Origin of the sequence: Nostoc sp. WHI (genome assembly GCF_015714725.1) — a bacterium.
Classification (GTDB): Bacteria; Cyanobacteriota; Cyanobacteriia; order Cyanobacteriales; family Nostocaceae; genus Nostoc.
Map to the genome: position 1 here is coordinate 1 of NZ_WBKM01000123.1, position 15,404 is coordinate 15,404.

At 42.4% G+C, this 15,404-nt stretch carries 11 protein-coding genes and 3 tRNA genes; 5 read left to right on the forward strand and 9 right to left on the reverse strand.

The features are described from left to right. Positions 1-139 precede the first annotated feature (139 nt). On the reverse strand, positions 140-1,204 hold the full coding sequence (locus F8S12_RS12635; protein WP_196516626.1) for a mannose-1-phosphate guanylyltransferase: 1,065 nt from the start codon (positions 1,202-1,204) through the stop codon (positions 140-142). Between the two features lie 116 nt (positions 1,205-1,320). Between F8S12_RS12635 and F8S12_RS12640 the strand changes: the two genes are divergently transcribed. The 3 genes from F8S12_RS12640 (at position 1,321) to F8S12_RS12650 (ending at position 4,462) form a co-directional block, all read left to right on the forward strand. Continuing rightward, positions 1,321-2,841, forward strand: coding sequence for an LCP family protein (locus F8S12_RS12640; protein ID WP_196516627.1), 1,521 nt, complete (start codon positions 1,321-1,323; stop codon positions 2,839-2,841). A gap of 117 nt (positions 2,842-2,958) precedes the next feature. Continuing rightward, positions 2,959-3,465 carry a pentapeptide repeat-containing protein gene (locus F8S12_RS12645; protein WP_196516628.1) on the forward strand — a complete coding sequence of 169 codons (507 nt, stop codon included), beginning with the start codon at positions 2,959-2,961 and terminating at the stop codon, positions 3,463-3,465. Positions 3,466-3,511: 46 nt separating this feature from the next. Beyond that, complete coding sequence (locus tag F8S12_RS12650) at positions 3,512-4,462, forward strand: hypothetical protein (RefSeq protein ID WP_196516629.1); 951 nt, start codon at positions 3,512-3,514, stop codon at positions 4,460-4,462. Positions 4,463-4,650: 188 nt separating this feature from the next. Here the strand turns inward: F8S12_RS12650 and F8S12_RS12655 are convergent. The 3 genes from F8S12_RS12655 to nadA all read right to left on the reverse strand — a co-directional run bounded on the left by F8S12_RS12655 (position 4,651) and on the right by nadA (position 5,995). After that, a tRNA-Thr gene (locus tag F8S12_RS12655) sits at positions 4,651-4,722 on the reverse strand. A gap of 88 nt (positions 4,723-4,810) precedes the next feature. Beyond that, positions 4,811-4,896, reverse strand: a tRNA-Tyr gene (locus F8S12_RS12660). A gap of 124 nt (positions 4,897-5,020) precedes the next feature. Further along, positions 5,021-5,995: a quinolinate synthase NadA gene (gene nadA / locus F8S12_RS12665; RefSeq protein WP_196516630.1), complete on the reverse strand. Its 975-nt coding sequence runs from the start codon at positions 5,993-5,995 to the stop codon at positions 5,021-5,023. Between the two features lie 150 nt (positions 5,996-6,145). On the opposite strand from nadA, the gene F8S12_RS12670 reads away from it, so the two are divergent. Then, a complete protein-coding gene (locus F8S12_RS12670; protein ID WP_196516631.1) occupies positions 6,146-7,069 on the forward strand; it encodes a TIGR04168 family protein in 924 nt (307 codons plus the stop codon). Positions 7,070-7,178: 109 nt separating this feature from the next. Next, a tRNA-Ser gene (locus F8S12_RS12675) sits at positions 7,179-7,263 on the forward strand. 329 nt (positions 7,264-7,592) lie between these two features. On the opposite strand, the gene F8S12_RS12680 is transcribed toward F8S12_RS12675, so the two are convergent. The 5 genes from F8S12_RS12680 to F8S12_RS12695 form a co-directional block, all read right to left on the reverse strand. Next, on the reverse strand, positions 7,593-9,287 hold the full coding sequence (locus F8S12_RS12680; RefSeq protein ID WP_196516632.1) for a DUF1565 domain-containing protein: 1,695 nt from the start codon (positions 9,285-9,287) through the stop codon (positions 7,593-7,595). 784 nt (positions 9,288-10,071) lie between these two features. After that, positions 10,072-11,148: a PstS family phosphate ABC transporter substrate-binding protein gene (locus F8S12_RS12685; protein WP_196516633.1), complete on the reverse strand. Its 1,077-nt coding sequence runs from the start codon at positions 11,146-11,148 to the stop codon at positions 10,072-10,074. A gap of 100 nt (positions 11,149-11,248) precedes the next feature. Next, a complete protein-coding gene (locus F8S12_RS12690; protein ID WP_196516634.1) occupies positions 11,249-12,529 on the reverse strand; it encodes a serine/threonine-protein kinase in 1,281 nt (426 codons plus the stop codon). A 432-nt stretch (positions 12,530-12,961) separates the two neighbouring features. Further along, on the reverse strand, positions 12,962-13,087 hold the full coding sequence (locus F8S12_RS41630) for a hypothetical protein (protein ID WP_269144807.1): 126 nt from the start codon (positions 13,085-13,087) through the stop codon (positions 12,962-12,964). Between the two features lie 48 nt (positions 13,088-13,135). Then, the gene (locus F8S12_RS12695) at positions 13,136-15,301 is read right to left on the reverse strand and encodes a caspase family protein (RefSeq protein WP_196516635.1); all 2,166 of its coding nucleotides are present in this window, start codon (positions 15,299-15,301) and stop codon (positions 13,136-13,138) included. Positions 15,302-15,404 lie beyond the last annotated feature (103 nt).

Below are 15,404 nucleotides of genomic sequence, written 5' to 3' on the forward strand. Positions count from 1 at the left end.
GATTTTAGATTTTAGATTGAAATTTAATCCAAAATCGTAAATCCAAAATCCAAAATTGAATTGCCCAATGCTCTGCTTTTCGACAGTCAAGTTATAATGGGAAAATAGACTTTTTAGCCTCTGCCAAGGGTTTTAACTTTTATAGCAGGTTGGTGAATCGGGAATCGCTTTGGAGAATTTTGAGGATCTGCTTGATTTCCTGGGTACGTTCTTTTTTGACAACTAAGGTGACATTGCGATCGCGCACAATCACCACATCCTCTAAACCAATAGTAACAACTACATCCTCTGGATTTGAGGCATAAATGATCGACCCATGCGTATCCAGCCCTACGTGGGTAGCGAGTTCCACATTGGGAGTCTCCTCTGTCTTCAGTAAGCGTTCGATCGCATTCCAATCTCCTAAATCATCCCAACCAAAATCAACTGGCAAAACGTATGCTAAAGTTGTCTTTTCCATTAGCGCATAGTCTATACTCTTCTTAGGCAACTGGGGATAGATATCAGGACCATGTTGCTCTAAAGGTTCGATAATTTCTGGAGCATGGGTATGTAGTTCCTTGAGAACAACCCCTGCCCGAAAAACGAACATTCCACTATTCCAGCTAAAGCGTCCCGTAGATAAAAAAGTCTCTGCCGTTTCACGGTTGGGCTTTTCAGTAAAACGGTTGACGTGATAAGCTGGCAACTCATTAAAGCTACCTATTTTTTCACCTTGTTCAATGTAGCCGTAACCGATTGATGGAAAAGTAGGCTTGATCCCCAGTGTAACGATCGCTGCTGTGCTTGCTGCCAGTTGCGTAGCCGCGCTTAATGTGTGTGCAAACGCTTTTTGGTCAGCAATCCAGTGGTCAGCAGGGAAAAAGCCAATAATAGCGTCTTCTCCATAGCGCTGTTTGATTTCTAAACTTGTCCAAGCAACGGCGGCGGCGGTGTCTCTTCCTTCTGACTCGATCAGTAAGTTTTGAACTGGTAGATCAGGTAATTGTTGTCGTACCCCTTCAGCTATCTGACTAGAAGTGATCACCCACAAGGAATCCCAATCGCCACCGAGTGCTAGCAATCGATCGGCGGTTGCTTGTAATAGGCTTCTAGAACTGCCATCAAGACTTAAAAATTGCTTCGGTCGGTCTTTGCGACTCAGAGGCCAAAAACGCTCACCTTTACCACCAGCAAGGATTACGGGGAACAATAAAGTATTCATGTTGTCATACACGCTTACCGAAGAACATTACAAGTTTACAGTGAGCTTTTCCACTGGCAATATTTGTAGCTTGGATTAACATAACTTTTAGGGAGTGGTTGAGTGGGGAAATAATTGTGATAAAACAAATCGAATGGTCGGAAAATCCGGTGACGTCGCAACAAGTAGCAGAATTTCAAAATGAGGTGCGATCGCAGCAACTTCAACGAACGGAAAATCAAGTAACACCTGCACCCGTAGCAGACTTAGAGGAGGAGAATGTAGAACTAAACCAGCCAGTGAATCCGAACCGTAGCGTCGTCGAATCTGTGGGCGCGATTCCCAATCAGCTTTCTGAGAGACTGGGCTTAACCATACCTCGATGGCTGTTGTGGATAATGACAGTTGTCATCGGCATCATCTTATCTGGGCTGCTAGTGTCAACATTAGCGCTTTGGACTCCGTTGTGGAGCAATTTAGATCGAACAGATGAAGATTTAGGAACTGCTGGTAAAGGTGAGCAAAAAATTCCACTACCAGGGGAGTTATGGAGCAAACTCTCACAATACCAGCTTTCACGACCGATGAATATCTTAATTATGGGGATTGAACCAGTCAGCGACACTGTTGATGGTTCACCAGAAAGTTTTGCAGGGAAAAGCGACACTATGGTGCTGGCACGGCTCAACCCTAGTGAAAAATCTGTGCGAGTACTTTCCATTCCCAGAGATACGATGATCGCCATCCCAGAAAAGGGAGAAAAGGGATTAACTAAGGTATCTGATGCCAATGCCAAAGGCGGCCCAGTCTTGGCAGCACGGGTAGTTAGTCGTACCTTAAACAATGCCCCAATCGATCGTTATATCCGTATTTCTACTAGTGGTTTACGGCAGTTAGTCGATCAGTTAGGCGGAGTAGAGGTATTTGTTCCCCAATCAATGGAATATAAAGACTCCAGCAGTCGGCTGTCGATTAATTTAGTTAGCGGCTGGCAAACCCTCAACGGCGAACAAGCAGAACAGTTTGTCCGATTCCGCGAACCAGGTTTGGGAGATTTGCCAAGAGTGCAGCGTCAGCAAGCACTAACAGCAGCGTTGCTGCAACGCCTTAAAAGTCCCACAATCTTACCCAGGTTGCCTCAATTAACTCGCCTGATGCGAAAATACTTTGATACCAACCTGAAGATGGAAGAAATGATGGCGTTGGTGAACTTCGGTCTCAACTTGGATCGAGATAATTTCCAAATGACCATGTTACCAGGTACGTTTAGCCGTTTTAGCCAAGACCCTAATAGCTATTGGCTGAACATGACTGGACAACAGAGCCTGTTGAATGATTATGTTGGGGTAAATGTACCTGGTCTGAAGTCAGATATGCGCCGGGTTCCTAACCTCAAAATTGCTATTCAAAATGCTTCCAATCAACCTCAGTTAACTGAAAAAGTTATTGCTTATCTCAAACAAAAAGGCTTTACTAATATTTACAAAGTGCCTGATTGGCCAGATACCCAACGTCAAACTCAGATTGTTGTCCAAAAAGGCAACCGACGAGTTGGAGTTGATTTGCAAAAAGTCTTAGGCTTGGGTCAAATCGAGGTGTCGGCGATTGGTGATTTAGAATCTGACCTCACAATCCGCATTGGTAAAGATTGGAAATAGGTAAGAGTCATTAGTCATTGGTCATTGGTTAAATGACAAAGCGCAAAGTCTGAGCGGAGGTTTCCTCTGCTCAGAACTTTGTAAGATAGGACTAATGACAAATCAAATAATAAAGTTATGAAAAAGATTTTACTGCGCTTTTTGGGTTTGATTGTAATTTTGCTACTAGCCTTTGGGTGGATAATACTTAATCCCAAACCGGCTTTTGCTCAAATAAACACTATCAATTACAACAATATAAATTTAGAAAATCGTGACTTTTCTAATGCTGATTTGGCAGGTGTGACTTTTGTAGCAGCAGAAATGCGGGGTGCGAATTTCCAAGGAGCGAATTTAACCAACGCAATTCTCACTAAGGGAGTTTTATTAAAAGCAAATCTCGAAGGCGCGAACTTGAGCGGCGCTTTAGTTGATCGCGTGACTATGGATAGTGCTAACCTGAAAAATGCCATTTTTACAGAAGCAATTTTGACGAGTAGCCGCTTTTACGATGCTGATATCACTGGCGCTGATTTTACAGATGCTTTAATTGACCGCTATCAAGTGTCGCTATTGTGCGATCGCGCCGATGGTGTAAATTCGGTTACAGGTGTGTCAACGCGAGATAGTTTGGGTTGTAGGTAAAGAATCTCGGTGTTGAGCTTAAAAACAGAAACATTTTTACGAAAAAATGGAAAATACAAATTATTTATTAAACTATGTATTATTCGCTATCGATTTGATTTTAATTTGGGATTTGGTCAGAGATAAAAATATACAAATTTATGAGCAAACACAAAATCAGCTTAAGTGTATTGTTCAACCGAAATTACTTAGATTTATTGGGTTCTTTATTGGACAAATAGGGATAATTTATTTATATGCTATTTTTATGTTTATACCTGTCACACAACTTAATTGTGACCATGTTACGCAAAATTTAAAAGCTTCAAGTATTGAGCAAAACTCATCACAAGTTATATGTCAACTGATAGAATTTGATTTGTTTGATCGTCAAAAAAGCCAAAAACAAATTTCTGGATTAATTGGAAGTCGTTTAGAAAAACAAACTAAAACTGATAAAGACGGAAAAATATTATATACATATCGAGTTCAGTTATTAACTAATACAGAAAGTATTCCATTTACACGAATTGCTTACAGTGATTATTTTTCAGAAGAAGCAGAGTTAATAATTTTAAAAATTAATAATTTCTTAGCACAACCTTTAGAGAAAAATTTAGTAGTTAAGCAAGATTATACTTTAGCAGGCTACGCTGCAATTGGCATACCCCTATTTTGGCTATTATTAGGTTTATTAATTATAGCGTCAGGTTCATTTCTCGACTGTAATTTTGATAAAGAGTCAAATAGCTTAAGTATCAGCCGCTATAAATGGTTTGGGAAATTGGGAAAAGTAGTTTTGGTGTATTCGTTGAATGAAATTGTTGATATTAAAGTTGAAAGTTTTAATTCTGGCGAAGATAGCACAGATCATCGAGTTACCTTAATTTTAGAATCTGGTGAAAGCATACTTTTGATTGGTTCCTATAATTCTGGTAATTCTGGGTTCTATAGTTCTGGGTTTCAAGAGAAACAAGAAATAGTTAAAATAATCAAAAGTTTCCTCGCTTCAAATTGATAACTGATGAATAATTTTAAGCCTATACCTTTACCTAGTGCTTTTGTGGTAAAGAAGAGGTCAAAGATATGCGATCGCGTTTCGCGCCGATGGTGTAAATTCGGTTACAGGTGTGTCAACGCGAGATAGTTTGGGTTGTCGTTAGACAGCAACAGTTTAAGAATTGTGTCTACCCTTTTAACGCAAAAAGCCCGTGACGAGGATTGAACTCGTGACCTCACCCTTACCAAGGGTGTGCTCTACCACTGAGCCACACGGGCAAAATGTAACTTTAGATTTTTTAGTTGTAAGTTACAATGCTGGGAGCTTTGCACTTTACCCAGCTATTATAACTTATAACTTCGTAAGTGGTGGGCCGGGCTGGATTTGAACCAGCGTAGGCGCTAGCCAACGGATTTACAGTCCGTCTCCATTAACCACTCGGACACCGACCCAATTTGTCTCACGATTTTAAATATTAGCATCATCTTTTATAAATTGCAAGTGTTTATAAAAAATAAATGGTTGGTAGAAACGCAACAAAACCGCGTCTCTACCATAATGGATAAAAAATACTAACTACACACTCATCTCCAGCATTCGTTGCATTGGTAGCAGTGCAGCAAGGCGGATATCTTCTGACATGGTAATTTCGGGAGTGCGATTTTTCATTGCCCAGTAGAGCTTTTCTAGGGTGTTTAACCGCATAAACGGACATTCGTTGCAAGCGCAGTTATTCATCGGTGGGGCAGGAATAAAAAGCTTGTCAGGAGCTAGTTTTTGCATTTGGTGAATGATCCCAGACTCCGTAGCAACGATAAATTCTTTGGCTGGACTATTTTGACAATATTTGAGTAAGGCTGCTGTGGAGCCAATAAAGCTGGCGTGGCGCAGTACATTACTTTCACATTCTGGGTGGGCGATCGCCTCTGCTTCTGGGTGGGCAATTTTTAGCTGGACAATTTTCTTTTCCGAAAAGGTTTCATGGACAACACAGCTACCTTGCCACAGCACCAAATCTCGTCCACTTTGCTCCATGACATACCGCCCCAAATTCCGATCTGGGGCAAAAATAATTGGCTGTTCCTTCGGTATCTGCTGTACAATTTTCACAGCGTTGGAACTAGTACAAATAATATCGCTCATCGCCTTAATCTCAGCAGAGCAGTTGATGTAAGACACTACTAAATGATTCGGATGCGCTGCTTTAAAAGCTGCAAACGCCTCTGGGGGACAACTGTCTGCTAAAGAACAACCAGCATTCAAATCTGGTAAAAGTACTAATTTATCGGGATTAAGTATCTTTGCTGTCTCTGCCATGAAGTGAACACCAGCAAAGACGATCACATCCGCATTGGTCTTTTCTGCGGCTTTGGCCAATTGTAATGAATCCCCAATAAAGTCTGCAATATCCTGAATATCTGGCTCTTGATAGTAATGCGCCAGAATCACTGCATTAAGTTCTTTTTTGAGGCTCTCAATGGCAGCAAATAAATCTAGTGGTAGGCCACCTGGTTGGGTTTTGTCTCGTTGAGCTAGTGCAGTGGTAAACACAATTAGGGGTTGCTCTAATTTGCAAATTTTTGTCCTGTGGAATTAATTATAGTAGTTTTTACCAAAAATAGTGGACAGTTGATATCTTGAGATTATGTCCAAATCGGGCTGAGTTTCCTATCCTGGTAGATAGACGGCAAGGAAAGTGGCATGACCAGTCAGAAAACTCAATCGATAATAACCCTCAAAATTGCTGTAGTTGGAGATGTTCACGACCAATGGGAAGTAGAAGATGGTGTTGCACTCAAGCATCTGGGTGTTGACCTAGTGCTGTTCGTGGGGGATTTTGGCAACGAGTCGGTGGAAGTAGTCAGAGCGATCGCTTCTCTCGACATTCCCAAAGCAGCAGTAATGGGCAACCACGATGCCTGGTACACTGCCACCGAATGGGGACGCAAAAAGGCTCCTTATGACCGCTCCAAGGAAGACTGGGTACAGAAACAGCTCGATTTATTAGGGTCGTCCCATGTCGGTTACGGGAAGCTGGATTTTCCGTCTGGGAATTTAACTGTAGTGGGGGGTCGTCCTTTTACCTGGGGTGGCCCAGAGTGGAAATATGCGGAAATCTGTCACGAACGTTACGGTGTGACGAGTCTGGAAGAATCTGCCGATCGCATCGTCAAAGCGGTAAAAAGCGCCGCTTATGAGACGATTATATTTTTGGGTCACAATGGCCCTAGTGGGTTAGGCGATCGCCCAGAAGACCCCTGTGGCAAAGACTGGCATCCAATTGGCGGCGACTTTGGCGATCCAGATTTTGGCGAGGCGATTTCTCAGGCTCTAACTGCTGGTAAAACCATTCCTTTGGTAACATTTGGTCACATGCACCGAACTCTCCGCCATACCAAAAAGGTGCTACGAAAGCCCGTCTTTAGAAGTCCAGAGGGGATAATTTACTTGAATGCAGCCAGTGTACCCAGGATTGTGGAAAATGGCAGCGAGAAACTGCGTAACTTTTCTATTGTCTCCCTAGAGGCGGGTGTGGTTTCGCAAATTTCCCTAGTTTGGGTAGGTAATGACTTCAATGTGGCATCAGAGGAAATTTTGTATGAGCGATCGCCTAGTGTATCGTAGACATTCGCATCCAGTAGTGCAAACTGTGTAGATGATAAGATATAGTATGATCTGTCAGCTTTTGCACTACTCGACAAATACATAGTAGGCACAAGCTAGACAGTTTATTGGAGAGGTGGCAGAGTGGTCGATCGCGTCCGACTTGAAATCGGATGAACCGAAAGGTTCCGGGAGTTCGAATCTCCCCCTCTCCGTTGAAAGTTAGTTGAGTGGTAAAACTTGGCTTTCTGTTTTGCAGATAAGTCTAATACTGGAAGCGCCAGACTGGTAATTTGTTAGTCTGGCGCTTTCAATTTACCAACTCAGGGTTTACATACTCAGCACGCAATACGGTTTGGTTAATATGTTTATTCCTCGAAGATCCCCCCAACCCCCCTTAAAAAAGGGGGGCGAAAAACTCTTGTACCCCCTTTTTAAGGGGGTCGCCACAGGCGGGGGGATCTTATCCGAACCGTATTGACTCAGCACGGGCTAAACCATAGCTATCCGCTAATAGCACTTTCAACTCAGGACTCAGCACTCTTCATTGAACTGTTACTAAATAGGATGAAGGAATTGGTTGAGCACGTCCAGCATTGACGAGTGCTTGGTAAACAAAAGCGGCAACTTCGGCTCTAGTCGCCTGACGATTAGGATTGAGTTGTTTAGCTGTAGGATAATTGATTACTAATTGCCGTGTAGTTGCAGCAGCAACAGGAGCGATCGCATAATTAGGAATCTGGGCAGCATCGGTGTAAAAGGAAAGAACATTCTGGTTATTGGCAGTTAAGCCCAAACCATTTGCTAAAGCCACTAACGCCTGCACTCTCGGAATTTGCTGTTGTGGTTTAAAACTACCATCAGGATAACCAGAGACAAATTGACTCTGGTAGGCAGATTGAATTGCAGCATAAGCCCAGAAATTGCTTGCTACATCCTTAAACTTAATACCTGCGCGTTTAACTGGTGGTGTTAGAGCTTTAGTGATAATAGTGGCAAATTGAGCGCGGGTCACAGGTTCATTAGGTTTAAAGCTGCCATCAGGAAAGCCAGCAATAATATTTTGAGAAGCTAAGGCTTCGATGTAGACTTTTGCCCAGTATCCTGTTGGTACATCCTTAAAGGCGACAGCCCCTCCAGGGGGTACGTCAACAGTTGCGGCCACAAAATCTACTGAGCCAAGAATCCGTTTCTGATCAATATCGTTGCCAACAGCGAGAATTTTACCGGTTTTAGTGGCATTGTTCAAGTCATAACGAGTGTTATTGCGGATGAGATTGCCACCAGGACTTTCGTTAGTGCCAAGATCGGGTAAAGCATTAACAGTTGCTATTATTCCATCCCGCTTATTGTTTTGGATGACATTCTTACGCAATACGGGCTTTGCTGACTCTGAGATAAAAAGACCATCTTGGTTTTCGACGATTTGGTTTTCCACAATTAGAGGTGTGGAAGTGCCACCGATCGCTAAACCAAAACCAGTATCCTGAAATAAGTTACCCCGGATTTCTCCTTGGGCAGATTTAGTAACTGAAATCCCGTTGCCTCTATTTTGCACAAAGAGGTTATTTTCAATTTTGGGATTGCCTGTACCTGCGACAAAAACGCCCTCTCTGACACTGTTACTAAAAGTACTGTTTTTGATAATGGGATTAGTTGACTCCACCCACACACCTGTACCCCGGCTATTTGGGTTGGTAACGCTGACACCAGCGATCATGGTATCTTGCTCGGCAAGGATGGTAATATCCTGTCTGGCAAAGGAGCGAGTATTGTAGAAACCTCCACCTGTAATCAATATCGCCTGACCTTTACTAGCTTCATCACCCCGCAGTGTCACCCCTGGTTTAAGCAAGAGGGGGAAGCTTTCGCCACTTTCCTGGTTATAATTCCCAGGTGCTAATTGAATAACTGCACCTGATTGAGCTTGACTGAGAGCGAAGCTGATGGTTTTGTAAGGTGCGGCTGACGTTGTACCAGTACCAGGATTGTCTGTACCAGTTGCTGGATTAACGTAAATAACTGTTGCCGTTGCGGGAGCTTGCGCTATCAAAGTTGGGACGATACCTGCTGTGTGAGTAGCACCAGCATTGACCTCACCAGGTAGTAGCATTGACCCACCAGAAACAACAAGCATTGCTGTTAGTCCGGCTCCCACGCGTAAATTATATTTGAGATGACTGCTAGAAAAAAGGCGAAAAATTTTCGCTGAAGAAATGTGAAAACCCCGATCTTTCATTTTTTGCGTCTGTGATGTACTAAATTACGGTGTTGAACAAGGTTGAAGGTAGCAGCCTTGTAGCTGCTGAAAACCCATGCAAAACTATACTGGATGATTAGCACTTATTGAGCTAAATTCCTTAGATAGATCACAGAACTTATACATTATCTGATATTAGGGCTTTGTACCTGTGTGCCTAGTTGCGAGTACTTCGTGCTTCCGTATTTAGGTTAATTCATCTTGGCTATGCTCTGCCGTGCGATCGCACCAAATAATCGTGTCATAGAAAGTGCGATCGTTTTCTCTATAATCTCTGATATCAAGTTCGGCAAATCACTTACGATATGTCATTGCGAATGTAACGAAGTGGAATGAAGCAATCGCAAGGCTTTGGGATTGCCGCGCGACCCTCGCAATGACATAAGTATTAAGCCGAACATGATATGACTCCTTGAAGAAGTCGGGGATGTGATCATAAGTAGGTGGACAAAATTAGTTGCACAATGTCATTGCGAATGAAGCAAAGCGGAATGTTCGCGTAGCGTCTCTAAGACTTGCAATCGCAGGCGTTTGGCATTGCGTCGGAAGCCTCGCAATGACCTTATAATATGTAATTAATTCTGACAGGTACTTATAAGTTATATCGATAATGAATAGTTCATAATTATCCCATAAATAAATTTGGAAGTTTAAAAAATATTAATAGCATGTTTTTTCTCCATTAATAAATTCAGTTGCTCTGTCCCTGAATTTATTAGTGGAGAATTACGAATTATTTAATCGGCATCGTCATCCAAATCTCCTAGCGAATCCCGACGAAACCAGCTTGCTCAATTGCCCTTTGCCCTTGGTCAGTTAATAAAAGTTTGGCATAGGCATCCCCAATTTGCTGTTCCCGACCTTTATTCTGCTTAATAATCACAAACAAATTAGCGATCATGGGATAGCTACCATTTTTGATAGCCTGAGTATTTAGCTGGTTGCGCTGACGTGGACACTGCTCAGGCGACACCATAGGTTCACGATAGGGGGGAATTACCTGATCAGAAGTGCGACCCAATAGCAAAGTCTTCACACTACACTGAAATACTACTGAACGAGCAGAAGCGTAATACAGACCACCAGGGGTTTTACTGAGTTGCCGCACTGCCTCTGTAGTAGAGTAAACATACTGCACATTAGAGCCAAGTGCTTGCCCTTTTAAGTCGCTGTTGTTAGCGAATATTGCTGTATCTGCGTCTTCTGGTCGTTGGGACAAAGGAGTAATGGGTAAGTTTGGCCCACCTACTTGTTCCCAGTTGGTAATTTGTCCTAGATAAATTTTCTGCAATTGGTCAACAGTTAAACTCGATAGCTTGAGTGATGGGTTGACTACTACTGCTATCCCATCCATACCTACCTGACGTTGCTCAAGGGTGAAGCCTCGCTCTCTTGCAATAGCTTGTTCTTCATCTGTAAGGGAACGGGAGGACTGAGCAAAGTCTAGTTGCCCATCAAGCAACATCCGAATACCTGAGCTAGAACCAGGGCTACTATTAACAGGGTCTACGTAGCGTAATTGTAGTTCAGGGCGAGCGCTTTGGATCTGAGAATCTACCAATTGCCGGATTGATGCCCAAGCTGTACTACCACCGTAGTTGAATGAGGCAGTCGGAACCTGAGCAACTGTCTGGAAAGTTGATGCATTACTAGAAACGGTGTTTAAACTTTGATTAGAGGAAGAGTCAACGCTGCTACGGGACGCTAAGTTCGGCTTCAGTAACCACCAAAGCAGCCCGCCAATAACCATAAGCGTCAGCACTTTACCAATAATCAAACCTCTAAGAAAGAGGGCAATTTCGCCGTTAATTAAAGGTTTTCTTTGATTTGTATTGTCCATATTTTGAAATGTTGTTTATTTTGTTTATCCTACAGTAATCTCTAGATATTTAAATTCAAAACAAATCTGTAATAGCCAGTTAATGATCACTAACAGATAATTAACTCTTTTTAATGTAATAAAATTCAATTTGCTCTTTTGTTGTCTTTGCAATGATAGAGTCGCTTTTACAAACTATTGTGTTGGGTATTGATTTAGTTACTACTAGGCTATTCACATTAGTTAACTGTGACTCAACAAATTTTTCTAGAAACCTTTTTAGTTGAGTAGGTTGGTTAGGAATCGATGCACCTGTATTAATAAATGTATAAATTAAAACTATTACTATCAAGCTAGTAGTAGCACCAAGACCCATCCCCAATATCAAAATAAAGTTTTTATAAGTTAGCAAATAGCTATCATCAGTGTTTTGGTCTATTTCAGCAGTTTGTGAGGACTGTGACAACGCCAGATCAAAATTAAGCGCTTGTAGAGCTTCTGCGGCAGACTGGTAACGCTGGCTAAAGCGATCGCGAACCATTATATCTAAAACATTTGCTAGTTCATCGCTTACCCGCGCTTTATCGCGCCAGATAACTTCTCCGGTATCGGGATCTTCTTGTAGTTGCTCAGGTATTAAACCTGTTAAAGCTTGAATGCCAATCATCCCTACTGCATAGATATCGCTGCAAAGTTTTGGCTTTCCTTTGGCCTGTTCGCTTGGCATATAACCAGGAGTTCCAACAACAACTGTTAAGCCAGCTCCCAAAGCACCAATTTTTTTAATGCTGCCAAAGTCAATTAACACAATCTTCTGATCAGAATGCCGCCGCATTAAATTTTGGGGCTTAATATCGCGATGAATAATGTTGTGTTGATGGACGAAGACTAGTACTTCTAGGATGTCTTTTAATAAGTTTAAGACTGCATTTTCGCTCAGACGTTGACCTGGTACAATTTCTCGAATCAAGGCATGACCGTCAATAAATTCCTGGACTAAATAGAAATCCCCATCTTCATCAAAATGGGCAAATAGTCTAGGAATTTGGTCGTGGTTATTGCCTAACTGGTATAAAACTTCTGCTTCCCGATCAAATAAACTTTTCGCGATCGGTAGAACAGCAGGATTTTGATCTTTTGGGTGGAAGTGTTTGACAACACAATGGGGTTTGCCTGGTAAATCTAGGTCTAGGGCTAAGTAGGTATCACCAGATCCTCCGCTTCCTAACTGTTTGACAATCTCAAAGCGATTCCGAAGTGTTTTTCCGACGATAGAGTACTGACGCTTGTTACGTCTATCAGATGCTAACAAGTCAGTATCACCAGATATTCCGCTTCCCAGCAATTTGACAGTCTCAAAGCGACTCTGGAATTTTTTTCTGACTAAAGGGTTCTGGCTCATATGGCATATACTACCTGCTAAATTGCTAACCAGTTAGAGCTTGGGTGAGGTTATGAATACCTGCCGCTAAATTTGTTGGTATTTGAGGTACTCAATTCCCCAGGCTTCATATGCTTTAGAGCAGTTTTATGGTTAGCCGCTTGATTGGTTCGTTTAGTACCTATGTAGGCATCTTAGTTTTGTGAAGTTTATATGAATAATTTTAGCATGGATAACGTATATTTAATTTCTGGAGATGTCTACTATGGGGGAGGGATGACTCGCTAAAAAAGCAGTAGGGAGATGTAACATGTGCTTGTGGTTTCGTGGTTAATTATACATAATATATTGTTAAGAATATTTAAAATAAATAAAGTAAGCCGACAGAAAAATCCAAATTATGTCAAAAAAGTACCAGTTAATTTTGGTATTTCGATACTAAAGTACTTTTTACTACTGTGGTAATCCAAAATAAGCGATCGCTACAAGTTTGGGCGTTGCATAATTGCGGGATAATGTGTCTCGCGCCCAGGTGTAGCGAGGATAAGGAGTTTTAGATTTCAATACATGATTCAGCAACGCCAGAATCCATAATCACATACACAACTCAAATACTGGATTTTGTGTTTACACAACCTGAAAACTAAAGCTTAGACTTGCCCAATTATTCACATCCAAAATATATGAGTCAGCAGATGTACCATTCATCTCAGTTTTGGGTACACTGGCGTTATGCAAGTCTTGTAGCAAGGCTTGGGCAACGTCTAAGGGATTCGACAATGGATTAATCGGCCGTTGGTCGGCTGCGGGATAGTTATCAGTGTTCAAGACTGCGAGAGTGCCGCTCAAGGGAGCAGTACTAAGAATCAGTTGTTGTTCATAAAAGAAGCCTGGCCCTGGAATCACCCATTCAGAAGCAGCATTAGTTTGGGGGAGGGTGAGGGTTTCACCTGGGGCAATGACGATTTCTTTGAGGAAGGGCTTGGTGTCCGCAGTTTTTGGTTCTTGGAGGGGTTCCCAAGGGTAAAAGGCAACTGCTGTTTGATTATTTTTTAATCCTAACAACATTAAATATACTGGGCGATCGCTCTGATTTTGCACCCGATACTGCATTCGACTACCAATAGGTACTGTAGGAGTGCTGAGTGGGGAGTGCTGAGTGGGGAGTGCTGAGTGGGGAGTGGGAAGTGATTTGCTCGTTGAAGTCTCAGTTTTGAGAGTTCGGACTGTTTCGCGTTGCATCACCATCTGAGAGGAGATGCCACTAATTATTTCTAAAGTTGCCTTGATTGCCAAGCGGGAAGAACCTTCATTTTCTGTAAGTCGCCATAACTTGGCTGCTAGCAGGATGGACAATTTGGGCGCTAACCGCAGAACTGCTACTTTTACCGCTTCCCCAACTTCGCCGCCAGCATTGGGAATTAGTTCGCCATCAAGAGAAAATAGACCATAGCGACTAGGTGTTGGCTGTAGCTTGGCAAATAGATAATCAGCTGATTTTTCTCCTGCTAGTACGGTGGACACACGGGTAAAGGCGGCAAAGCCACTTGTAGCATCTACCCGCTCAATTCTTTCTAGTCCAGTATCAAGAGCAATTGTTAAACCAACATTCCGAGGTAAAACCCTGACTGCTTCTTGGACGAGTTGCCCGATTTGTAGGGAACTTGCACTTTCAACTTTGGAGATTTGCGCTTTTGCTGTTAATCCAGTACGCGATCGCAATATTAACTCTTCTCCGGTTGCTAAGGTGAGTCGAGAATTAACTCCGTAGTATTCCAGCACTTCTGGCGGTAGTCCTCCTAACCACAAGTGGACTGTTTTGCTGTCTTCTTCAATGGTTGTCACCGCGCCTTCTGCACTAATAGAACCGTCTGGCAGTAAAGACGTTACATTTAATTTCTCTATATGTTGATTTTTCTGACTATTTAATAATGCTGGCTGCTGTTTACTACCCAATTTGGACAACGAATTTTCTACATGAGAGACGGCGACTTGAATTTTTGTGGCTGGGGTAGATTCCCACAAATACTGCGTCAAGGCGTAGGTAAATAACCCGGCTTTAAAACCAGAAAATAGTCCTTCCCTCGCCGACTGCTTGGGGTCTGAGGTAGCTGCTAAGACAACAGGGATGTTGAGTAACTTCTGAGTTTTAAGTTGTTTGAGCAAGTCGAGTTCCTCTGCTGCTAGCTTTGCCTCTACTGACTCCTGAAGAGCGCGAATTTTTAATCCGAAGACTGTGCTAGGAGGATAATAGCTAGTATCCAATACTGCTGTTACCCTTTCTGTGGGGAGCGATCGCAATAATAGCAATAGAGTTTCTTCTAATAAATAGTTGACTATTTTATTATCTTGTGCAGTATTGCTTTCATTAGCTGGAACTAGAGCATTTTGCACGGCATCTAAGGATGCTTCTAATTTGACGCGGGTGCCGTAGCCGCTAAAGTGGAAAACGACCACATCACCAGGTTTAGCTTGCTTACCCAGATGCTCCAAAAAAGCCGCCTCAATGAATTCTCTGCTAGCTTGTTCCTCAGTTAAAGTCAGGATATCTGAGGCTTGGAAACCAAAGCGGTAAATCAAAAGTTCTTTTTGCAGTTCTACATCTGTTAGACAACCGCTAAGGCTAGGAATTTGCGGGTATTTGTTAATACCTATTAATAATGCCAATTTGCGCTGACTCGGTTGTGCCAAAGCTTGGTAATAGTGATTTCCCAAAGTCAACCACTCAGCTTCAGTTATCCCCAATACCGCGAGTATTGAGCCAATTCTGTTTAAAAACGTGCGCCGTTTCATAATTAGCTATCAGTCCTCAGTCCATCAGCTAGCAGCTTAAAGGGTTGAGGTCTGTAATGTAAAGTTACATTGAATGAGTGCTGAGTGGGGAGTGGGGAGTGGG